Origin of the sequence: Pseudomonas sp. 22082, from assembly GCF_052046055.1 — a bacterium.
GTDB classification, from domain to species: Bacteria; Pseudomonadota; Gammaproteobacteria; order Pseudomonadales; family Pseudomonadaceae; genus Aquipseudomonas; species Aquipseudomonas pharyngis.
Genome location: NZ_JBQEQB010000022.1, coordinates 1 through 22,879, shown reverse-complemented (window position 1 = coordinate 22,879; position 22,879 = coordinate 1). Strand labels below are relative to the sequence as shown.

Here is a 22,879-nt window from a genome sequence, read left to right as displayed (position 1 = left end):
TCAATGTGCATCGGCACTCGGCGCGGCCGGTGGTTGCACCTTGCGCATCAAGGGCACCATCGCCGTGGCGATGCCGAAGCACACCATGATCATCAGGAACGTGTCGCCGTAGGTTTGCGTCTGCGCTTCACGGTAGGTCAGCAGCCACAGCTGACGCAGGCTGGCAGTGAGGCCGACATCGCCGCTCTGACCCAGTGCGGCAAAGTTGCCGCCGACCTGGGTCAGCCACTGATTCACTGCTTCGTTGCTGCTGTTCAGATGCTCCGCCAACCGGGTGAAGTGCAGGTTGGTGCGGTCGTTGAGAATGGTCGCGCACGCCGCAATTCCGATTGCACCGCCCAGATTGCGCATCAGGTTGAACAGGCCCGACGCATGCTTGAGCCGCGCCGGTGCCAGGCCACCCAACGTCAACGTTACTGCCGGCGGCACCGCCAGTTGCTGGGCGATTCCGCGCAGGGCTTGTGGCAGCAGCAATTCTCCGGCGCCCCAGTCATGGGTGATCGGACTGAATTCCCACATCGACAAGGCGAACAACGCCAGGCCCGCCATCATGATCCAGCGCAGATCGATGCGATTGGCCAGAAAGGCGTACAGCGGAGTCGCCATGATCTGGAACACCCCGGTGGAGAAAACCGCCAGACCAATGTCCAGCGCGCCGTACCCGCGCACCCGGCCGAGAAACAGCGGCGTCAGGTAAATCGTCGCGAACAGGCCGATCCCGGTGACAAAGGAAAAGAAGCAGCCAAGGGCGAAGTTGCGATCCTTGAGGGCGCGCAGGTCGACGATCGGATTGGCCACGTGCAGCGTGCGGCCGATGAAGGCCAGCCCCGCGAGGCCACTGATCCATGCGGTGGTCAGGATGGTCTGGTCGCTGAACCAGTTCCAGCGCGGGCCTTCCTCGAGGGTGTATTCCAGGCAGCCGAGAAACAGCGCCAGAAACACCATGCTCAAATAGTCCGCGCCCTTGAGCAGCGACAGTTCCGGCTGGTCGATCTTCACCAGCATCGGCACCGCCACGGCGACGAAAATCCCCGGCACCAGATTGATGTAGAACAGCCAGTGCCAGGAGGAAATGTCGGTGATCCAGCCGCCGATCACTGGGCCTAATGTTGGCGCCAGCGAAGCCACGGCGCCGATGGTGGCAGCGGCGATTACCCGCTGTTTGCCGGTGAAGAAAAAGAACGCGGTGGTAAACACCAGCGGAATCATCGACCCACCGAGAAACCCTTGCAGCGCGCGAAAGGCGATCATGCTCTGGATGTTCCAGGCGATGCCGCAGAGCAGGCTGGCGAGGGTGAAGCCGACCGCCGAGGCGCAGAACAGCCAGCGCGTGGAGAACACTCGCGACAGCCAGCCCGACAGCGGAATCACGATGATCTCGGCGATCAGGTAACTGGTCTGCACCCATGCCGTTTCATCGGTGCCGGCGGACAACCCGCCGCCGATATCGCGCAGCGAGGCCGAGACGATCTGGATGTCCAGCAGCGCGATGAACATGCCGATGCACATCGTGGCGAAGGCAAACACTTTGGTCGCCGTCGCCATCTCGGCGGCATTGAATGGCTGCGCGGAGGCGGTGAGGGCGGTGCTCATGGCGCGCTGGCCACGGCGTTGGTTTCAGGTTGGGCGCGGGTGTCGACTTCAGCGGTCACCGACAGGCCCGGACGCAGGTGGCCGAGCACGCCGTCGGCCGGGTCGAGCAGGATCCGCACCGGTACACGCTGGACGATTTTGGTGAAGTTGCCGGTGGCGTTTTCCGGCGGCAGCACACTGAACTGCGAACCGGTGGCCGGGGCGAGGCTGTCGAGGCGACCGTGGAATTCCTGGCCGGACAATACGTCGGCGCGGATGCTCACGCGCTGGCCAGGTTTCATCCGCGCCAGTTGGTCTTCCTTGAAGTTCGCATCGACCCACAGGCCGCTGGCCGGCACCACCGACAACTGCTGCGAACCGGCCTGCGCATAAGCGCCGACTCGCGCGCGGCGGTTGCCGATCACGCCGTCGACCGGGGCGCGCAGTTCGGTGTAGCCGAGGTTGAGTTGCGCCAGATCACGTTCGGCCCGGGCTTGCTGGAGGGCGGCGCGAGCCTGTTGTTTCTGGGTTTCGATCACGGTGAGTTGGCGTTGCGCGGCCAGCAGTTCGGCCTGGGCTTTGGCGCTCAAGGCTTGCGCGGTCTTGAAGGTGGCGTCGGCCCGTTGCGCGCTTTCCACCGAGACTGCGTTGGTGGTCACCAGACGTTTGTAGCGCGCGTTGTCATCCCGCGAACGAGCGGTTTCAGCGCTGGCGGCATCAATGCCGGCGCGGGCCTGACCGATCACCGCTTGCTGCAGTTGTTCGGTGGCATCGAGGTTAGCCAGCAGCGCTTCCTCAGCGGCGACCGCGCCTTCGGCCTTGGCCAGATTGGCGCGGTAGTCGCGGGCATCGAGGCGGATCAGCACGTCGCCGGCCTTCACCTTCTGGTTGTCGCTGACCAGCACTTCCTCGATGTAACCGGCGACTTTCGGTCCGATCACCGTGACGTCGCCGCCGATGTAGGCATCGTCGGTCTCCTCGAGAAATCGCCCCGTGCCCCACCAATGCACGGCATACAGGCCGGCGAACACCAGCGCGGCCAAACCCGCAGTGGGCAACAGCAGGCGTTTGAGCAGAGGAGGTTTGGGGGCGCTGACCGGAACGGCGAGATCGGGTTCTACGGTGGGCATGCTGGTCATGGCGTAATACCTGAAGAAGCGGAATGGCTATTACGACCGTAATATGACGCGAGTAATATTTTGTGGCAATTGATTTTTATCGCCGGTCGTCAGTTGCTTACTTGAGCCAGGCGCCGGGTGTGCTGCCGGTCATGGATTTGAAGAACGCAATGAATGCGCTGTCGCTGGCGAAGCCCAGTTCAAACGCGCAGTAGCCGAGGTTGCGCCCAGTGGCGAGCAATTCCATGGCGCGCATCAGCCGCCACTGTTGGCGCCATTGCTGATAGCTCATGCCGGTTTCGCGCTGGAAGATCCGGCCGATGGTGCGGCTGCTGGCGCCGATTTGTTGCTCCAGCACTTGCAGTTCTGGTGGCAGCTGCTCGGGGCGTGCAAGCAGGGGGGCGAGACGCTTGTCTTGCGGCAGAGGCAGGAGCATCGGTTGCTGCGCCGCGTCACGGATTTCACTCAGACACAGCCCTAGCAGATGGGCGAATTTGCCTTGTTGCCAATCGGTGGCGAAATCGGCAATCGCCATCGGTTCCAGCACCGCGCGCAGCAACGGGCTGACCTCAATCACGCAAACCTGTTGCGGCAGCTCACAGCACAACTCGGGCGTCAGGTAGAGGGAGCGGTAATCGACGCTTTGCTGCATCACCGCCCGATGCGTGACGCCACCGGGAATCCACGCCGCCCGCGACGGCGGCAGCAGGCACAACTGCTGCGCCAGCGTGATGCGCGTGCAGCCCTGTCGGGTGTAGAGCAGTTGCCCGCGCTGATGCCGATGCAGGCCGGAGTCGTGATCGCCGAGGGTAGAGGCGATGCCGATCACCGGCGCCGGGAAGCGATCAGGGTCAAAACGATCGTGGGCTTCGAGCCAGGCCATGGGTTGTCCGATTTCAACGATAAATTGTCAGGATTCGGATAATACGGCAGTCACGACTTTTTAAACTCCTCGGCGTTTTTGTTGAGGAGTCATGGTGATGAACCCTGGAAAGTTGTTGATGTTGGCGATTGCACTGCTGATGTTCCCGCAGATCGCCCAGACCTTGTTCAGCCCGGCGCTGGGGGATATAGGCCGGGCATTCAGCGTCGGTCCGCAAGCGGCAGGGCAAACCCTGTCGGTGTACTTCCTGGCTTTTGCGTTGGGTGTGGTGACGTGGGGACGAGTGTGCGACCGGATCGGCCGCCGGCCCTCGATGCTCACCGGTCTGGCGATTTATGTTTTTGCCTGCGTGCTTGGTTTGAGCGTTCGCAGTTTCAACGGTTTGTTGATGGCCCAGGCGCTGGCGGCATTCGGCGCTGCGATTGGCTCGGTGGTGACCCAGACACTGTTGCGCGATCGTTTTCGCGGGAGCGAACTGGCCCAGGTCTTTTCTCTGGTGGGTATGGCGCTCGCGGCCAGCCCGGCCATCGGACTGTTCAGCGGCGCGAGGCTGGTTCAGGGCTTTGGTTATCGCGGCGTGCTTGCTGCGTTGTTGCTACTGGCGTCGGCCTTGTTGCTCTGGAGTTGGCGCGTCTTGCCGGAAACCCGTCCACCACAACTGACCCCCGTCGGTCTGTTCGCAACCATGGGCGATATGCTGCGCGATCCCGGCATCTGGCGTTCGGCTTTGTGGATCGCAACGTTCAACGTTGCGTTGTTCAGCTATTACAGCCTCGGACCGTTTCTGTTCGAGCGGCTTGGACTGAGCAGTTCAGCGTTCGGCTACAGCGGCGTGATGCTCGCGTTGGCCTCAGGGTTTGGAGCATGGTTCAACAAACGCTTGCTGCAAATCGGTTGCAGTCCGCTGCAGTTGATTCGCCTTGCGGCCGTCACCGGTTTGCTCGGTGGCTTCGGCGTGTGGCTGTTGCAGGCGTACGTCTGGTTCGTGCTGCCGATGCTGCTGGTGGTACTGGCGTTCGGCATGGCGATTCCGAACATTCTGGGAGCAGCCTTGAGCAATTACACGGATCGTTTGGGTACCGCCGGCGCCTTGCTGGGACTGTTTTACTACCTGTTGATCGGCGGAGGATTGATGTTGGCAGCCTGGTCTCAGGCTCTCGGGGAAACCCTGATGATCTGCAACTTGCTGGCGTTATCGCTGGCGATCCGCGCTAAAAGGGCATTTGTTTAAGAAATGTAAGCAGCGTAGGAAGCGTCTTGCATTTGTGTAGGAAGGCTCTGACTATCACCGCAATTGATGGGGTGGCATTACGCCAGTTGATTGCAAGGATGTTGAGTGCCGTATTCGCTTTGCGCTGTTTCTCGTAGTCGTTCCCTGCCGCGCCCGCTGTTGTCGGCCTTGTTGTTGAGTGCGTGTGCGCCCGGCGTTCTCGCCGCCGAAGCGCCAGCCCCTGGCCAGGAAGTGCTGCGCCAGCAACAACTGCAACAACGTGACCTGCAACAACTGCAACTCGAACAGCGCAAGCGGCAACTGGAGCGCGGCGCGTTCGGCCCGACGCCTGCTACCCCGGCCATTCCTGAATCGATCAAACCCGACGAACGCTGCTGGCCCTTGAGCGGCACGCGCATCGGCGGCGTCACGCTGATCGATAAAGACAAACTCAACGCCCGGATCAAACCGTTGCTGGCGCCGTGCATGGGCGTCGGCCAGATCAACCATTTGCTGGCGACCATCACCGCGCTGTACGTGGAGAAGGGCTACATCGCCAGTCGGCCGTACCTGAGCGGTGCGCCGGCGGCGGGGCAGTCGCTGAATATCCTGATCGACGAAGGCTACATCGAGTCCATCGAACTGGCGGATCAAAGCCTGCCGGTTTCCCTCGGTGGCGCGTTCCCCGGAATGCTCGGCAAGCCGCTGAACCTGCGGGATCTGGAGCAGGGGCTGGATCAGTTGAACCGTCTGCGCTCGCTCGACCTGACCGCCGACATCGCCCCCGGCAGCCAGCCCGGTGCGTCAAAAATCATCTTGCGTTCACGTACTTCCGGGCAGTCACGCTGGGCCCTCGGTGCCGGTTTCGACAAACTCGGCAGTGCCAGCACCGGTCGTGACCGTGACACCCTGAGCCTGACCCTCGACAGCCCGCTCGAACTCAACGATCTGCTGAGCCTCAGCGCCAGCGACACCCTCAATCAGGGCGACCGCTACAGCCGCAACGCCAGCCTCTATTACGCGATTCCCTACGGTTACTGGACGTTCAGCACCTTCGCCAGCCACGCCGAATACCGCGCGCCGTTCAAGCTCAGCACGGCGACCCTGCACAGCACCGGCATCACCGATCAGCTCAGCCTGCGCGCCGACCGGGTGTTGTGGCGCGACCAGAGCCATCAGCTCAGTGCCAACCTGCAACTGGCGCACAAGGACGTCGACAGCTATCTGGAAAACGTCCGCCTCGGCATTCAGAGCCCGACCCTGACCGTGGCCGAAGCGGGGCTCAATCTGTTCTGGCTCGACCGCGCGGTGTGGAATCTCGACGTCAACTACGCCCAGGGTTTAAGCGGGTTCGGCGCCGACGACGATGCCGATCACCAGGTCAAAAACCTGCCCAAGGCGCAGTTTCGCAAGTACCGCGCCGGCCTCAGCCAGTGGCGCAACGGCCAGCTCGGCGCGCAGGCCTGGCAATGGCAGAGCCAGCTCAATTTGCAGTACAGCCCGGATCCATTGCCGGCCATCGAACAACTGCTCGGCACCGATGATTCCGCCGTGCGCGGTTATCGGGTCAGCAGCGCGTCCGGCGCCAGCGGCGCGATCTGGCGCAACACCTTGCGCCTGCCGCTGCGCAGCGATCTGCCGGTGCAGCTCACCCCGCGCGTCGGCCTCGACCACGGCTGGATCAAGGCCGATCACGGCGCTCCGGTTCAACGTCTGAGCGGCGCCAGCGTCGGCCTCAACCTGGGCTGGAAAAACCTGCAAGTGGATGTCGATTACCAACGCAGCCTCAACACCCCGACCGGCCTGCACCGCGAGCCCGAAACCTGGCTGATGCGGGTCGGATTACAGATATGAACGTCAGTGAACAACAGCCATCGGACCTGAGCGCGACAGCCGTGGCCTTCAACTCAACGCGCAACGTGATGCCGCACTACATGGAGAGTTTTTTATGCCAATGAACACCTTTGCGTTTCATCTTTCCCCACGGGGCAAACTGCGCTGGGCGATTGCCAGCCTGTTTCTGGTCGCTCACCTGCCGGGCGCCATGGCCGGCGGTGTGGTGGTTGCGCCCGGCCCCGGCGGCACCGCGCAACTGCACACCCAGGGCGGCGTCCCGATCGTCAACATCGTCGCGCCCAACGGCTCAGGCCTGTCGCATAACCAGTTCCTCGACTACAACGTCGACCGTCAGGGACTGGTGCTGAACAACGCCCTTCAGGCCGGGCAATCGCAGCTCGCCGGGCAACTGGCGGCCAACCCGCAATTGCAGGGCCAGGCCGCGAGCGTGATCCTCAACGAAGTGATCAGCCGCAACCCGTCGGCCATCAACGGCGCCCAGGAAATCTTCGGTCGCGCCGCCGACTACGTGCTCGCCAACCCGAACGGCATTTCGGTGAACGGCGGCAGTTTCATCAACACGCCGAACGCCAATCTGCTGGTCGGCCGTCCCGAGCTGAACGACGGCAAGCTGCAAGCGCTGAGCACCCGCGACGCCACCGGTCAGCTGCAGATCCAGAGTGGCGGGCTGCGCAACGGTGAAGGCTCGATCAACCTGATCGCGCCGCGCATCGACAGCCAGGGCGCAATCAGCGCTCGCGATCAACTGAACCTCACCGTCGGGCGCAATCAGGTCGACTACGCCAGCGGCCAGGTGAAAGCCGTGGACCCGGCGGGCAACACCACCGATCAGCGGATCGACGCCAGCCTGTTCGGCGCGATGCAGGCCGGGCGCATCAACATCGTCAGCACCGCTGAAGGCGCAGGCGTGAAAGTGGGCGCGGTGCAAGTCGCCGGACGTGACGGCGTGCAGATTCGTTCGGCGGGCGACTTGAGCGTCAGTGGTCAGGCGATTCCCGACAGCCTCGACGTGACCCGCGCCGGCATTCGCAGCAGCCAGGGCGACGTCGGCCTGCACAGCGGCAAGGACCTGACGCTGGCCGCCACCGATGTCAGCGGTCGCGACGTGAAGGTCGAGGCCAAACGCAACCTGACCCTGACCACCGTCGAAAGCCGCAAGCTCCAGGAGCAGCGCGAGAACTGGAACAACAGCACCATCGGCATCACCTGGGAAACCTACGAACGCACCAGGACCGACAGTGATTCGCGCCAGCACGGCAGCCAGATCGTCGCCAGCCGCGACGCGCAACTCTCGTCCGGCAAAGACACCGAACTGAAAGCCGCCAAGGTCGAAGCGAAGAACAACCTCAGCGTGCAAAGCGGCGGCGATCTGCGCCTGACCGCCGCCACTGAAAGCCACACCCGGACTGATCAGGGCAAGCACCGCAAACACCTGTGGAAAGCCGATTGGGACAGCAGCAGCGAAGAGCAGCGCAGCGTCACCAGCCAGTTGAAGGCCGGCAACATCGCCCTGCAGACCGCTGCACTGTTGCGCGCAGAAGGCGCCGAGCTGAACAGCGCCGGCGATCTGCGACTGGCCGGCAAACAAGTGGAAATCACCACCGCGACCCGCACCCATCGCAGCAGCGACAATCGCTACTCCGGTGATCTGGTCGGCGGCGGTTTCTTCGGCAAGACCGGCGACGCCGACAAGGGCCAGACCCAGCATCAGGGCAGTAAGATCAACGCGGCCGGCAAACTGGTGGTCAAGGCTGACGACGTGCGCATCAGCGCCAGCCAGGTGCGCGGCGGCCAGGATGCCAGCGTGATCAGCGACAACGGTTCGCTGACCATCGACGGTGTGCAGGACACCTCGCACAGCAACAACCACGACAAGGACAGCAAGTTCTTCGGCATCACCAAGGACGAGTCCCGGCAGAACAGCAAGGACAGCACCACGGTGCGCAGCGAGCTCGCTTCCGACAGCAACCTCAAGCTCAAGAGCGCCAAGGACATCGAAGTCGCCGGTTCCACGGTCAAGGCTGGCGGCGCGCTGGTGGCCGATGCTGCGGGCGATGTAAATGTGCATTCGACGCAGAACACCCACGACAGCAGCAAGAGCACGCAGACTCGTGGTTTCGACGCCTACGCCAAGGAGCAGACGGCGGAGCAATATCGCGCCGGCGTGCATTACGCAGACAAGGCGCAAACCGTCACCGCCAACGACGTCACGCAGCAGGGTTCCAGCCTCAGCGGCGGCAGCGTGCAAGTGAACGCGGGCGGCGATCTGACGCTGAAGGGCGCCGAGGTGAAATCCACCGCCGGCGACACCACCCTGAGCGGCAAGAACGTCTCGCTGCTGGCCGAGCAGGACAGCCACAGCACCTCGACCGAAACCCGCAGCACCGGCGGCGGTTTCTACTACACCGGCGGCCTCGACCGCGCGGGCAGCGGTGTGGATTTCTCGCACAGCACTTCGCAGGACTCCACCGGCAAAACCATTGCGCAAACCACCGGCGTGCAGAGCAGCGGCAGCCTGAACATCAACGCTGACAAACTCGCCACCGAAGGCGCGCAACTGAAGTCCGGCAACGGTCTGAACGTCGCTGCCAACGAAGTCGACAACCGTGCTGCGAGCAACACCGAACGCAGCACCCACAGCGAGAGCAACTGGTCGGCGGACATCGGCGCCAACGTCGAGTACAAAGACATCGCCCGGCCGATTGCCGGCGCGGTGAAAGACGTGCTCGACGGCAAGGTGCCGGACAAGGACGCACTGGCCAATCTCGGTCAGCCGAACGTCGGGATCGACGTGGCAGTCGGTCATGCCGGCGCCGATAAAACCGAGCAGGGCAGCAACGCCGTAGTCAGCCGGTTCGACGGCCAGACCGTGGACGTGAAGGTCGGCGGCACGCTGCACGATCAGGGCACCCAGTACAACGCCAGCGCCGGCAAAGTGAACATCAGCGCCGACAAGCTGGTGGCCGATGCCGCTAGCAACACCCGCAGCAGCACCGAAAAAACGGTGGATGCCAAGGTCGATGTGCGCGTCTACACCAAGACCGGTGAAGACGTGAACGTGGCCGGCAGCGGCGCGGGTGGTAGCAGCCAGTCGAGCAAGGACAGTTCCACGGCGGTGGTTGGCGGTTACGCTGGCAATCAGGGTGTGAACATCCATGTCGGCAGCGATGCCCGGTTCGAAGGCAGTCGTTTCGATGGCGGCCAGGGCGGTGTCAGCGTCAAGACCGGCGGGGATCTGGCACTCAATCAGGCCAACGACCGTCAGAGCAGCGACAGCTCCAGCCTGCGCGGCAATGGCTCGCTGACTGTCGGCACCTTGCCGGGCACCGACGGTACCAACGTCGATCTCGGCGCCGGGTTCCAGCTCGATCACAAAGGCAACCAGACGACCGACAGCCAGGCGCACGTCGCCAGCCTCAGCGGCAACGGCCCGGTGCAATTGAGCAGCGGCGGCAATCAGGTGCAGCAAGGCACGAAGATCGACAGCGCTGGTGCTATCGACCTCAAAGCTGACGGCAAGCTCGACCTGCAAGCGGCCACGGATTCGCACGTCGCCACCGGCAGCAATCTCGGCGGCGGCCTGAAGGCCGGCGGCAGCAAGACCAGCAGCGAGAAGAGCCACGATCAGGGCGGCAACCTCAGCGGCAATTTCAACCTCGGTCGGGTCAACGAGAACACCCAGACCCTCAACGGTGGCCAGCTCAACAGCCAGAACGGCATAGCGTTGAGCGGCGATTCGGTGCACCTGCAAGGCACTCAGGTCAGCGCGCCAAACGTCAGCATCGACGCGCAGAAGGGCGGTTTCGTTCAGGAGTCCGCGCAGTCCACCGACGACCGCAACAACTGGAATGTTGCGTTGAACGCCGGTGGCAATCTGAGCAAAAGCACACCGACCGCCGCCGATGAAAAAGTCAGCAGCGATCACGGCTTCAATGCCGGGGCCAAGGTCGGCGTGGATTACCTGCAAGGCACCACCCGGCAGAACAGCCAGATCAAGGCTGACACGGTGGTGGTGAACAGCGCCGGTGATGCGAGCCTGAACGGTGCGCGGATCGATGCGCGCAACGTCAGCGGCAACGTGGCGGGTGATCTCTCGGTTGAGAGCCGTCAGGACTCCAACACTCACGCCAAGGTTGATGTGGATCTGAGCCTGACCGCCAAGAAGACCCCGGCCGACGACAAGGGCAAACTGGCTGGCACCGACTACAAGCCAACGCTGAAAGTGGACGGGGAATACGCGCACAAGGACAGCGTCAAGCAGGCTTCCGGCATTAGCGGTGGTCAGGGTGTAAACCTCACCGTCGACGGTGCCACGCAGCTGACCGGCGCGCGGATTTCCGCCACCGAAGGCAAGGTCGATCTGGGTGGTTCGAAGGTCAGCAGCAGCGACCTGAGCAACCGCGACTACGGTGTGAAAGCCAGCCTGGATCTGCCGCACAAAACCGAAGAAAACGCACCGAAGGTGTCCCTTGAAAACGGCAATCTGAAAGTTGGTCCGGTGACCGTCAGCGGTCATTTCGACAGTCAGTCACTTCAAGCGGGTATTGACGAAAAAGGCTGAGCCGCCATGCATCAAGGGCTGTTCAGCCAGAGTGGCTTGGCAGCCTGGGGGGATGGAAACTGCACCGCGACTATCGCGGTGCTTTTCATTAGAGCCATGGACGGTGAATACCAGGGGGCTTGGTACGCGGGTGGTTCTGCCCACGCAAGGCAGGGACTGCCGCGAATTAGAGCGCCGAAGGGATAGGGAAAACAGCTTCGTCGGCACACCCGAGGAATCCATTGCTTCGTCTTAATAGGAAGCATTACTATTCACGCCCCTTTCTTCAGCACGCCGCAATGACCCCCATGCTGCCCCGCAGACCCGGCTTTCTCGAGCATTACGAAGAGTTGATCGGCACCTGGACCCGTCGCCTGCGCAATCGCTCGCAGGCCGAGGATCTGGCGCACGACACCTTTGTGCGGGTGCTCGAATCCGATTCGTCGGCGGTGCAGCAACCCCGGGCGTATCTGCACCAGACCGCGCGCAACATCGCGGTGGACGGCTATCGGCGTGAGGACCGGCGGGGCGCCATGGAGTCGGAGGCGATCGATCTCAGTGAGGCGCCGACCGGCGACCCGGAGCATTACATGCATGCGATCCAGCTGGCCGACTCTATCGAACGCGCGCTCACGGAGCTTCCGGTCAACTGCCGACGGATTTTCGTCTGGCAGAAGATCGAAGGCCTGACCCAGGCGGAAATCGCCGAACGCCTGGGCCTGTCCAAGAACATGGTGGAAAAGTATATGATCCGCACCCTGCGGCATCTGCGTGATCGCCTGGACGGGGCGCAATCATGAGCCGTGGCGTCTTTTCATCCCCAGCCAAACAGGACATTCCATGATGGATACTCGTGATTGCGCGTGCGGGCAAACAACGGTGCGCGATGACGCGGCACGCTGGTTTGTGCGTTTGCAGGAGCCGGCCGTCAGCGTCGACGAACAGCAGCGTTTCGACGCGTGGCTGGAGGAACATCCGCAGCACCGTGACGAATTCCAGTTGCTGCAAGGCTTGTGGACGGCGGCGGATCTGCTGCCAGCGCCACGGCTCAAGGCCCTGTGCGAAACCCCGCCGGCGCGGCGCGAACGCCGTCCGTTGTTGCGTTACGCCGTGGCGGCCAGCGTGGTCGCGGTGGCGCTCGGGCTCGGCCTGTTCAGCGGCTTGAATCACCCAACGGGTTACAGCGCCGAATTCGCCACCGCGCTCGGCGAGCGCAAGCATGTGGCGTTGCCGGACGGCTCGGTGATCGACCTCAACAGCCGCAGCCGCTTGCAGGTGCGTTTCGAAAAGGATCGGCGGCTCATCGAGCTGACCGAAGGCGAAGCGATGTTCAGCGTCGAGCACGACACGTCCCGTCCGTTCGTGGTCCAGGCCGGCAGCGGCAAGGTCACGGTCACTGGCACCCGCTTCGATGTGCGACGTGACGTGACGCAGACCCGGGTCGCGGTGGAGCAGGGCACGGTCAAGGTGCAGGGGCGTGATGCGGCCGAGGCCGATTTCATCAGCCTGACTGCCGGCCTCGGCACGCGGATCGATGCTCAAGGCAAAGTGGCGCCGGCGTATGCGGTCAATCCGGTGGAACTGACCGCCTGGCGCAGCGGCAAACTGGTGTTCAACAACGCCAGCCTCAGCGAAGTCGCCGAGGAAGTGTCGCGTTATCGCGACAAGCCGCTGAAGGTCTCTAACCCCGCCGTGGCCAATTTGCGCCTGACCAGCGTGTTCAAATCCGACAACACCGATGCCTTGCTCAAGGCCTTGCCGAACATCCTTCCGGTGGCCGTGCGCACCCTTGCCGACGGCAGCCAGGAAATAATTTCAAAATAAAATTCAGGTTTTTTTCGAGTTCGTCGTCTTCCTGTTCAACTGCAACTGGTTTGCATTAACAGCCGCACACTCTTGCGATCCACAGGACTCCGTTCGACGTGAAAAACTCCACCGCCAAAAACAATAAATCCCCTTGGTTGCCGCTGGCGCTCGCGCTGGCGGTCAACGCCGCCATGCCGATGGCTTTCGCCGCCGAAGCCATTCACATCCGCGCCCAGCCGCTGGGTCAGGCCCTGAGCGAACTGGGCCAGCAAACGTCGTTGCAGGTGTTTTTCAGCCCGGACCTGGTCGCCGGCAAACAGGCGCCGGCGGTGGATGGCAATCTTTCTCCGGAGCAGGCCCTGCGCCAATTGCTGCAAGGCAGCGGTCTGGATTATCAGATCAATGAAGGCTCGGTGACTTTGTCACCGGCCCCGACTTCCGCTGCCAGCGGCCCGCTGGAACTGGGCGTGACCGACATCAAGGTGGTCGGCGACTGGCTCGGCGACGCCGACGCCGCCGTGGTGCAGAACCACCCCGGCGCGCGCACGGTGATTCGCCGTGAAGCGATGGTCGAGCAGGGCGCGATGAACGTCGGCGACGTGCTGCGCCGTGTGCCGGGTGTGCAGGTGCAGGAAGCCAACGGCACCGGCGGCAGCGATATTTCGTTGAACGTCGGCGTGCGGGGTTTGACGTCGCGCCTGTCGCCACGCTCGACCGTATTGATAGACGGCGTGCCGGCCGCGTTTGCCCCGTATGGCCAGCCACAACTGTCGATGGCGCCGATTTCTTCCGGCAACCTCGACAGCATCGACGTGGTCCGTGGTGCCGGCTCCGTGCGTTACGGACCGCAGAATGTCGGCGGCGTGATCAACTTCGTGACCCGCGCGATCCCGGAAAAAACCACCGGTGAAATCGGCACCACCCTGGAAACCTCCCAGCACGGTGGCTGGAAACACATCGATACCGCGTTTCTCGGCGGCACTGCCGACAACGGCATCGGCATGGCGCTGTTGTACTCGGGCGTCAACGGCAACGGTTACCGCGAGCGCAACAACGGCAACGACATCGACGACGTGATCCTCAAGACCCACTGGGCGCCGACCGATCAGGACGATTTCAGCCTCAACTTCCACTACTACGACGCCAGCGCCGACATGCCCGGCGGCCTGACGCAGAAACAGTACGACGACAAACCGTTCCAGTCCGACCGCGACTACGACGGCTTCAGCGGTCGCCGCAAGGACGTGTCGTTCAAGTGGATCCGGCAGATCGACGAGCGCACCCAGGCGGAAGTGCTGACCTACTATTCCGACAGTTTTCGCGGCAGCACCATCGCCGCCCGCGATCAGAAAACCCTCAGCTCGTTCCCGCGTTCCTACTACACGCTGGGCATCGAGCCGCGTGTTTCGCGAGTGTTCGACGTCGGCCCGACCACTCAGGAAGTCAGCGTCGGTTACCGTTATCTGAAAGAGGCGATGCACGAGCAATCGAGCCGTCTGGCGCTGGTCAACAATGTGCCGGTGGTCACCAAGACCTCCGACGGTCATGTGTTCCAGGACCGCACCGGCGGCACCGAGGCCAACTCGGTTTACATCGACAACAAGATCGATGTCGGCAACTGGACCGTGACCCCGGGCATTCGCTTCGAGCACATCAGCACTGACTGGCATGATCGCGCTGTGCTCGACACCGCCGGCAAACGCGTGCCGGAGAAAAACCGCAGCATCGAAAGCAACGAGCCGCTGCCGGCCCTGAGCGTGATGTATCACCTGTCCGATGCGTGGAAGCTGTTCGCCAACTACGAGACGTCGTTCGGCAGCCTTCAGTACTTCCAGCTCGGTCAGGGCGGCTCGGGTGACCAGACCGCCAATGGCCTGGAACCGGAGAAAGCCAAGACCTACGAAATCGGCACGCGCTACAACGATGACGTGTGGGGCGGTGAAGTGACGCTGTTCTACATCGACTTCGATGACGAACTGCAATACATCAGCAACGACGTGGGCTGGACCAACCTCGGCGCGACCAAGCACCAGGGGATCGAAGCGTCGGTGCATTACGACATGGCTGCGCTCGATCCACGCCTCGACGGCCTGACCGCCAACGCCGGTTTCACTTACACCCGCGCGACCTATGAAGGCGAGATCCCGGGCTTCAAGGGTCGTGACCTGCCGTTCTACTCGCGTCAGGTGGCCACCGTCGGCCTGCGTTACGACATCAACCGCTGGACCTACAACATCGACGGTTTTGCCCAGTCCAAACAGCGCTCGCCGGGCACCGGCGTGAATGCTGATGGCAGCTTCAATGGCAATTACATCACCGAAGGCACGGCGGACGGGCAGTACGGCGACATTCCGGGTTACGTGACCTGGAACGTGCGCGGCGGCTATGACTTCGGTTCGCAGCTGTCGAACCTGAAGCTCGGCGCCGGGGTGAAAAACATCTTCGACAAGCAGTACTTCACCCGCTCCAGCGACAACAACTCGGGGATCTACGTGGGTACGCCACGGACGTTCTTCGTGCAGGCCAGCGTCGGTTTCTGATAGACCGAGGTGGCTTCATCGCGGGCAAGTCGAATCGTCGAACCGCAGCTCCCACAGGGATCGTTTGTATCTTGTGGGAGCGGGTTCGCTTCGGGGGCGTTCAGATGATGTTTTTCAGACTTTGAGCGCTTTGCCGCCAATCGCCACCGCCACCAGCAACGTCGCCATCAACCCGAAGGCAAAACTCAGGCTGCTGGCGTGGGCGACAAAGCCGATCACCGCCGGCCCCGCCAGAATCCCCGCATACCCCAGCGTAGTGATTGCCGGCACGGCGATGCTTTCCGGCATCACCGTCTGCTTGCCCACCGCCGTGTACAGCACCGGCACGATGTTCGAACACCCGGCGCCGACCAGCGCATAACCCAGCAGCGCGGCTTGCCAGCTCGGGGCAAAGGTCGCCAGAAACAATCCCGCCGCTGCCAGCAGACCGCCAAACAGAATGATCCGGGTTGCGCCCAGTGCGCGGACGATCCGGTCACCGGTCAAACGACCGGCCGTCATGGCCAGTGCGAACGCTGCGTAACCCAGCCCCGCATAGGCGGTGTCGATCCCGCGTTCCTGGGCCAGAAACACCGCGCTCCAGTCCAGCGCCGCGCCTTCGGTGAGGAATACGATGAAGCACATGCCGCCGATGAACAGCACGATCCCGTGGGGCACCGCGAACGCCGGCCCCGAGCTTTCACTGCCGTAAGGCAGCATGTGCGGCACGGCCTTGAACAGCGCCGCGATCAGCACTACAACCACCACCAGCATCGCCGCCAGTGGCGACAGCCCGAGACCGAGCAGGGCGCTCACGCCCGCCGCGCCGACAATCCCGCCGAGGCTGAACAGGCCGTGGAACCCGGACATCATGTTCTTGCCGCTGGCCCGCTCGACGATCACCGCTTGCAGGTTCACCGTCGAATCCACCGTGCCCAGTCCGGCACCGAACATGAACAGCGTGGCGATCAATGCCGGAATCGACGACACCGTCGCCAGCAACGGCAATGCTGCACAGATCAGCAGCGTGCCGCCGGTAGCCACCTTGCGGCAGCCAAACCGCGTGGCCAGAATCCCCGCCAGCGGCATCGCCAGAATCGAGCCGACGCCCAGGCACAGCAACAACAAACCCAACGTGCCTTCATCGAGCCCGGCCCGCGCCTTGGCGTAGGGCACCAACGGCGCCCACGCGGCGATGCCGAGCCCGGCAATGAAGAAGGCGATGCGCGTGGACATCTGTTGCAGACGTCCGGGGGCGAGGGGCGGCGGGGTGTTGATGGCAGTCATGAAGCGTCCTTGGTCTTGCGGTCAATGGCGTGATGCAGGGCAACATCGTTGCACATCAGTCCATGGGCCGCGACCTTGAGTTCCCGATTCGGCTGATCGGTGACAGCGTTTCACTGCTCGCGGATGCTTCGCGTCAACTTCAAAAAGCGCGGGACAACCGCTTCGGGCGGTGGCACCAGGTCTTTCAGGCCGTCGGTGCCTTTCTGGAAAGTGAACATCTGCGCTGCGATCAGCGGGCTCGCGAGACCGCCGACATGGGCGATGGCGAACCAGGCGCGATCCTGTTCGGTGGTTTCCGGGCGAGGATCCAGACGCCAGCCTTCGAGGGTGGTCATGCGATCGCCGATGTAGAACCTCTCCATGAGCTTCGACTTTTTCCAGATATCGGCGTCGTAGCCGGGGCGGTAGTCGGTGTCGTAGGTGCCGTCGGTGGGTTTGGCGTGGTTGCCGAGTGAGGCGTTGATCAGGCTCATGATGACGTTGGGCGTGCTGGTGAAGCGCAGGCTGTTCTTGACGTTGAAACCGGTTTTGCCGTCGTCATGGATAAAGCCGTAAGGCATACAGACGCCGGGGCCTTCGGGTACTTCATAGAGGTCGCGGGCTTCGAAGCGGGCGGCGAGATCCTTGATCCTTTGCGCGGAGTTCTCGGCGGGTTTGTTCATGTTGAAGTAGAACACCCGGTTGTTGCGCCAGAGCAGGAATTCGTAGGGCGTTTCTTTGCTGCCCAGGACATAGGAGTCGGGGATGCCTAGATCGTGTTCGTAATTTTTTACTTTGGGTATTTGCTCTTCCAGTTTTTTTATTCGTTCCTCCTGCTTTTTCACCTCGTCATGGGAATAGTTCATCTCCTTGATCGATACCAAAAGGTCCTTGTTGGTTTCAAGCTTGTCCTCGAGGCGCTTTTTGTAGAGTTCGGTTTCGTGAACGATGGCGTTGCGTTGTCTTTCAAAATTTTCACGTGTCGTGGCATCGCTGACTCTGATGGTGAGTTCGTCGAAGTCATAACTAACGTAGTCGCCCACCGCATGCACATTCTTGGAAAATACGTGTCCTCCTGCACCTTTCATGTTGCTACGTTCGATAGCAAACGTTGCCCACTCGAATGCTTCCGGTGACTCGAATCTGGTACGTCCCAGACATTCGTGCAGGGCAGGCTCAGCAAGGGCTGATTGGGTGCCCAGCAACAAGCCGGCGAAGGTGGCGATGATTCGTGTCATGAACTGTGCTCATTTCGATTGGACGTTTCGCTCACACTTGCGATGTGTACGTCGCTCTTTCTGTCTTCGTTGTGAGCGATGATCGTCAGGTTCAATCCTGAGTCATTGTTCTCACCTTTCGTCCAGCCGATTGGTAGGGCAGTAATGAATCCCTTGATGCCCATGGGAGCGGAATAGGTTTTCACCCCAGCCCATGTCTTGCTCTCCCAAAATCCCTCTTCATGTGGCAAACAATCTGCCAGTTTTCCACCACGTTTATGATCATCTGGGGAGCGATATGTCCACGTTGGCCAGATTGATGCTGGCATGTCCCCGGCAGGTTCAGACGCTGTCGTTGGATCAACAAGTATTTGCACCTGACTGATGTTCTGAGGAATGAAGTTGAATGACTGCTCGTAAGCTTCCGAATTATTCTTCGCGCGCTTCTGAATATCTCGCCAAGTTTTTTCTGCAGCCGGCTGATCGAGAACTTCGTCCGAAACAGTAAAGTGAGCCACAGGGCCATTTTGCTTCGCCTGACTCATTCCGAAGTGCTTCTTCCACAAATCCTTGCGCAATTTATTGATTATCTTCCCTACCTTCTGGTTGTGCTTGCCGTCCAGCTTGGCTTCAGTCGATTCGCTATCGCGCACAATGACTGCCAGCTCAGAGTCACGTGTCCCGCATTGACTGCGGTCATTGATATTGGCGCTGCCGAGAATCGCCACCCGATCATCCGCAATCAACAACTTGCTGTGCACGTAGATCTGTTCAGTGACCACGCGGTCGCCAAGCGTATCCCAAGTGCGCAGGTTGAGCAGGGTCAAATATTTTGACCAGTCCTGCTGTACGTAAACGGGATCTCCATTCGTATCCACCCGCTCAATAATCTTCCCGGCCTCTTCCTTGCTCGCCCCGCGATCCATCATGTCCTTTATCGCCATGTGCCGTTGAATGCGTTTGACCAGACTCTGTTCGCCAAACACCAGACTTTGCATGGTCAGGTGAACCTGGTGCATGAGGTTCAGCACGTTCAGCGCACCTTCCGGATGCACTGGCAAAATCAGGTACACGTGAAAAGGACGGTTTTCGGCAATCGCCCGACCGATGCGGTCGGCCAGCGCCTTGCCAATGGTGTTGGTGAGCTTCTGTTCTTTCCCCAGTTTCTGCGTCAGCCAGCCCTGTGGGTTGGTCTGCCAGATCGTGAGGAAACTTTTGAGAAAGGTGCGGGCCTCTTCGCCGGGTTCCTTGCTGATGGCGTTGACTTCTTTCCAGTCGATCTGGGTGAAGTCCTGGTCCTCCATCGCTTCACGCAGTTTGATCCGGGCGACGAAATTCTCGTTCAAGGTAGACGGGTCGCGCAGGCTGGCCATCGGGCCGGACAGTGGCCGACCTTCTGCCAGTTCGCCCTCGTCACCGAAGTCGGTCTGGAAGAACTGATTCTCGATGTAGATGAAGTGCTGGGCACTGGAAATGGTCTGCAGCATGGCGCGCAGGCAGTTGTCCTGGACGCCGCCCACGTTGAAACCCTCGGGCAGCGGCAGGTTGACCCTGGCCATGTCTCGACCCTTGGCTTCCTGAGTGGTCATCGCGGCTGAAGCGCTGCGCAACACTTGCACGCTGACTCCGCCTTGCGCTGTCTGCGGTGGCGTCGGCAGGGTCGGGGCCTGATCGATCCAGACCGGTTTGGGCATGGGCAGCTTCAGGTTGATCTGATTGTTGAGATCCAGGTGATGGGGCAGGCCGGCGTCCCTGACCAGCGTGTTGACCCACTCCATCAGGGCGACGATGACGGTGGTTTTTTCCAGGCTCTTGATCTCGGCGATGTAAGCCTGTTGGCCGTTCCAGCGGTCGATGAAATTGCGCGACAGGTCGTACACCGATGGCCCCTCGATGCGGCTGTGAACGTCTTGCCACGGCATGCGCGGCTGGTCCTTGTCCAGCCGGCTGTAATCTGCCGAAGCCAGTGGCTGCGGTTGGTGTTTGAGATATTCAAAGGGCTCCCGGTGATTGGCCACGCGGTCTTGCAGCAATGCGTAAAAGTGCCCGAGCAATGAAGTGGTCAATTGGCCGATGTTGTTCAGCCAACCCATTTTCTCTGCGGGCATCGCGTCGTAACCCTTGTCGCAGAACATCGCGACAAGGCGGCCGAGATCGGTCGAGTTCGTCCAGTTGTTGATCAGCTCGTAACTCTTCAGACGCAGCGAAGCCTGCAAATTGCCGGCGCTGGTTTCGACTTCGCGAATCCACACTTGAGCCTGACCCCTGAGCGGTTCGGCAAGCGGCAGGCGCGTCCAGTTGTGTTTGATCAGCGCGGTGATATTGCGGATGGCCGCGTCGGTCAGATACTCCCTGGGCCTGGCCAAAGGATCGATGGAGGACACGGACTCCTTCAGGCTTTTGCCGGCCTTCATTGCCCGGTCCAGAACGGGCAGGGGGGGACTTGCGAAGAAGTTCTGAATCGCCGCGACGGCGTTGATCACGCTGGCGCGACGGGGCAACGCCAGTTTGATGTTGGTGTTTTCTGTGCCGATGGTCGTTTCGGCCAGCGGTTTGGACAGGTCGAACAGCGTGCCCAACAGCAGGCCGGCTCGACTGACGTGCTTGTTCATGTCCATCCAGCCCAGGTGCGGAATCCCAGGGTTATACGCATCGTTACCCTGGCGGTCGACGGCGCTGAGGCTGAAGTTGTTGTCATCCCGACGACCGTAGGCCAGGTCGATACCGCCGACATAGCCGATCTTGTTGTCGATCACCACGCACTTTTGGTGATGGGAAAATGTCGAGCCCAGGCCCTTCATGTCGCTTTGCTGGATGGCCGGGGTGCAGAAGGCGCGCGGCACTTTCAGCCCGGCGTTGAGCTGGAAAACCGCCAGCATGGTTTCGAAGTCATGGGTGCCGACGCTTGCCGCCGGGCTCAGCCACGGCATGACAAACACTTTCAGTGTCGGGTGCGCCTGGAGGGCGTTGTACAAGCACTCCCACAAGGTCTGCTTGCCGTCCAGGGTCACATCGTAGTTGACCTGCCAGCCCGTGATGAAAATCGAGGTTTCGGCCTTGGCGATTTTCTTGGCCAGATCCTTGTAGTAATCCTCGCCAGTGGTGAAAAAACGTACCTGGTTGCCACTGCGCTTGGGCGCAAAGGCGGACTTGTCCTGAATGAAAAAGTCCGGCGCATTCACGGCGGGCAGGGCTTTACCGGCGGCCGTGTTGATCTGGCTGACTTCCTTGTGGCGAACGCCGTTGTAGGGGGTAGCGGAATCCGTCATGGTCATTCGTCCGTGCTGTGCAGGCGGCTGTACAAGTCGCCGTCGGTGAGCAAGTCCTGCTTGCTGCGTTCGTTGCTGGCGGCGTTGATGGTGCGGTGGTGAGTGCTGTCATGGAAGTCAAGGGCAGCCAAGGCGAAGCGCTCCTTGTCCGCATCCGCCGGTTCGTCATGCAGGGCCACTGGCACGCGTTGCCCTGGATAGCACAGCCACAACGGGCCGGCTTCGGCATAGGCTTTGGAGAGTTTCAGGCGTTGTGGTTCGTCGATATTGACGCGTCCGTTGTCGTCGGTCTGACCTTCGAGCAACGGCTCATCCACGCCGTCCTGGACGATCTGCCACAGGGTATGGGCCAGCGGGAAACCTTCATCGCCGGGCACATCGGTCAGGGTAATGTCGAAGAAGTATTCCCGTGGCTCGGGCTTGGTCGGCAATACGCCCGGTTGCGCGGGCGCCATGAGATTGCCGGCCTTGGCCGACGGTGCTGGGATCGGCAACAGCGGCTTCAGGATCGCAATCCCGGAACCCGTTCCCGCCGAGCCACCTGCGTTGATCTTCACCACCGGCCCGACCACCGTGATGCCACCGCCATCGAGTTTGATGAAGCTGCCGCCCGCCTGGAGAGTCAGTTCGCTGCCGGCCTCGATGACCATTTTGTCCCCGGCCTTGAGGTGGATTTCCTTGCCAGCGCTGGTCAACTGAGCGGTGCCGAGTTTGATGTGCTGGTCCTGGTTAACGGTCAGGTGATCGCTGGCTTTCACTTCCACTTTGCGATCGGAAATCGTAGTGCGGTGTTCTTCAGCCTTGAGCTCGGTGTAACTGTTCTTAACCACGGTGTCATGACGTTCATTGCCGACCCGAATCTTCTGATCGTGCTCAACGTTTTCATCCCAATCCCGCTGGGCGTGGATGAAGATTTGTTCGGCGCCTTTTTTGTCTTCGATGCGCAGTTCGTTGTAGCCACCGCCGCCCGGGGAGCTGAGGGTTTTGAAGACGCTGCGGGTTTTGTTCGCCGGCAGGGCGTACGGCACCGGGTTTTCCTTGTGGTACAGGCAGCCGGTGACGAGGGGTTGGTCGGGGTCGCCTTCGAGGAAGGTGACGAGGACTTCCATGCCGATGCGCGGGATGGAGATGGCGCCATAGCGGTCGCCGGCCCAGGAGCTGGAGACGCGCAGCCAGCAGCTGGTTTTGTCGTCGGCCAGGCCTTCGCGGTCCCAGTGGAATTGCACCTTGATGCGGCCGTATTGGTCGCAGTGAATTTCTTCGCCTTTGGGGCCGGTGACCATGGCGGTCTGGCTGCCGAGCACGCGGGGTTTCGGGTGCTCCAGCGCGGGGCGGTAGAACACGTCCCACGGGGTGGCGAGGAAGCGGTTGCGATAGCCCTGGTGGAAGTCGTCCTTGTTGTCGGTGGTGTCGCTGGTGACCGACTCTTCGAGGACTTGCGGCTGTTTGCCTTCGTGGAAGATTTCGGTGAGCAGCCACAGGTCGTTCCACTCGCTGCGCGGGTGGTCGGACATTTCCATGAAGTGGCCGCTGACGAGTTTGGTCTGGTCACCGCGACCTTCGGCCTGGCGGTAGTCGGCACGGTGGCGTTCGAGGGCGCGCTGGCTGAGGAACTTGCCGCG

The 22,879-nt window shown here is 61.7% G+C and carries 13 protein-coding genes; 6 read left to right on the top strand and 7 right to left on the bottom strand.

Features of this window, described 5'->3' with window-relative positions:
- The 3 genes from ACTJK9_RS23000 to ACTJK9_RS22990 all read right to left on the bottom strand — a co-directional run bounded on the left by ACTJK9_RS23000 (position 1) and on the right by ACTJK9_RS22990 (position 3,573).
- On the bottom strand, positions 1-1,593 hold the full coding sequence (locus ACTJK9_RS23000) for a DHA2 family efflux MFS transporter permease subunit (RefSeq protein WP_440816507.1): 1,593 nt from the start codon (positions 1,591-1,593) through the stop codon (positions 1-3).
- Positions 1,590-2,711, bottom strand: coding sequence for an HlyD family secretion protein (locus ACTJK9_RS22995; RefSeq protein ID WP_085748561.1), 1,122 nt, complete (start codon positions 2,709-2,711; stop codon positions 1,590-1,592). Before ACTJK9_RS22995 ends, ACTJK9_RS23000 begins: the two co-directional genes overlap by 4 nt.
- Positions 2,712-2,808: 97 nt before the next feature.
- A complete protein-coding gene (locus ACTJK9_RS22990) occupies positions 2,809-3,573 on the bottom strand; it encodes an AraC family transcriptional regulator (RefSeq protein ID WP_440816503.1) in 765 nt (254 codons plus the stop codon).
- Positions 3,574-3,670: 97 nt separating this feature from the next.
- On the opposite strand from ACTJK9_RS22990, the gene ACTJK9_RS22985 reads away from it, so the two are divergent.
- The 6 genes from ACTJK9_RS22985 (at position 3,671) to ACTJK9_RS22960 (ending at position 15,526) form a co-directional block, all read left to right on the top strand.
- On the top strand, positions 3,671-4,804 hold the full coding sequence (locus tag ACTJK9_RS22985) for an MFS transporter (RefSeq protein WP_440816501.1): 1,134 nt from the start codon (positions 3,671-3,673) through the stop codon (positions 4,802-4,804).
- A 105-nt stretch (positions 4,805-4,909) separates the two neighbouring features.
- The gene (locus ACTJK9_RS22980; RefSeq protein WP_440816498.1) at positions 4,910-6,637 is read left to right on the top strand and encodes a ShlB/FhaC/HecB family hemolysin secretion/activation protein; all 1,728 of its coding nucleotides are present in this window, start codon (positions 4,910-4,912) and stop codon (positions 6,635-6,637) included.
- Positions 6,638-6,731: 94 nt separating this feature from the next.
- Positions 6,732-11,201, top strand: coding sequence for a hemagglutinin repeat-containing protein (locus ACTJK9_RS22975; RefSeq protein ID WP_440816495.1), 4,470 nt, complete (start codon positions 6,732-6,734; stop codon positions 11,199-11,201).
- A gap of 278 nt (positions 11,202-11,479) precedes the next feature.
- Positions 11,480-11,980: a sigma-70 family RNA polymerase sigma factor gene (locus ACTJK9_RS22970; RefSeq protein WP_064598003.1), complete on the top strand. Its 501-nt coding sequence runs from the start codon at positions 11,480-11,482 to the stop codon at positions 11,978-11,980.
- A 40-nt stretch (positions 11,981-12,020) separates the two neighbouring features.
- On the top strand, positions 12,021-13,004 hold the full coding sequence (locus ACTJK9_RS22965; RefSeq protein ID WP_221397743.1) for a FecR family protein: 984 nt from the start codon (positions 12,021-12,023) through the stop codon (positions 13,002-13,004).
- A gap of 98 nt (positions 13,005-13,102) precedes the next feature.
- The gene (locus ACTJK9_RS22960) at positions 13,103-15,526 is read left to right on the top strand and encodes a TonB-dependent siderophore receptor (protein ID WP_440816491.1); all 2,424 of its coding nucleotides are present in this window, start codon (positions 13,103-13,105) and stop codon (positions 15,524-15,526) included.
- A 114-nt stretch (positions 15,527-15,640) separates the two neighbouring features.
- Here the strand turns inward: ACTJK9_RS22960 and ACTJK9_RS22955 are convergent, their stop codons facing one another.
- From ACTJK9_RS22955 to tssI, 4 genes are all read right to left on the bottom strand, one after another.
- On the bottom strand, positions 15,641-16,792 hold the full coding sequence (locus ACTJK9_RS22955) for an MFS transporter (protein WP_440816488.1): 1,152 nt from the start codon (positions 16,790-16,792) through the stop codon (positions 15,641-15,643).
- A gap of 110 nt (positions 16,793-16,902) precedes the next feature.
- Positions 16,903-18,009 (bottom strand): hypothetical protein, encoded by a 1,107-nt coding sequence (locus ACTJK9_RS22950; RefSeq protein ID WP_440816485.1) that lies wholly within the window; start codon positions 18,007-18,009, stop codon positions 16,903-16,905.
- Complete coding sequence (locus ACTJK9_RS22945; RefSeq protein WP_440816482.1) at positions 18,006-20,999, bottom strand: phospholipase D-like domain-containing protein; 2,994 nt, start codon at positions 20,997-20,999, stop codon at positions 18,006-18,008. Before ACTJK9_RS22945 ends, ACTJK9_RS22950 begins: the two co-directional genes overlap by 4 nt.
- 260 nt (positions 21,000-21,259) lie before the next feature.
- On the bottom strand, positions 21,260-22,879 hold a 1,620-nt coding region (gene tssI / locus ACTJK9_RS22940; RefSeq protein WP_440816480.1), incomplete at its 5' end, for a type VI secretion system tip protein TssI/VgrG.

Excerpts from the sequence above, each read along its gene's own strand:
- ACTJK9_RS23000 (WP_440816507.1), bottom strand. The coding sequence starts at position 1,593 with ATGAGCACCGCCCTCACCGCCTCCGCGCAGCCATTCAATGCCGCCGAG.
- ACTJK9_RS22995 (WP_085748561.1), bottom strand. The coding sequence starts at position 2,711 with ATGACCAGCATGCCCACCGTAGAACCCGATCTCGCCGTTCCGGTCAGC.
- ACTJK9_RS22990 (WP_440816503.1), bottom strand. The coding sequence starts at position 3,573 with ATGGCCTGGCTCGAAGCCCACGATCGTTTTGACCCTGATCGCTTCCCG.
- ACTJK9_RS22985 (WP_440816501.1), top strand. The coding sequence starts at position 3,671 with ATGAACCCTGGAAAGTTGTTGATGTTGGCGATTGCACTGCTGATGTTC.
- ACTJK9_RS22975 (WP_440816495.1), top strand. The coding sequence starts at position 6,732 with ATGCCAATGAACACCTTTGCGTTTCATCTTTCCCCACGGGGCAAACTG.
- ACTJK9_RS22970 (WP_064598003.1), top strand. The coding sequence starts at position 11,480 with ATGACCCCCATGCTGCCCCGCAGACCCGGCTTTCTCGAGCATTACGAA.
- ACTJK9_RS22965 (WP_221397743.1), top strand. The coding sequence starts at position 12,021 with ATGATGGATACTCGTGATTGCGCGTGCGGGCAAACAACGGTGCGCGAT.
- ACTJK9_RS22955 (WP_440816488.1), bottom strand. The coding sequence starts at position 16,792 with ATGACTGCCATCAACACCCCGCCGCCCCTCGCCCCCGGACGTCTGCAA.
- ACTJK9_RS22950 (WP_440816485.1), bottom strand. The coding sequence starts at position 18,009 with ATGACACGAATCATCGCCACCTTCGCCGGCTTGTTGCTGGGCACCCAA.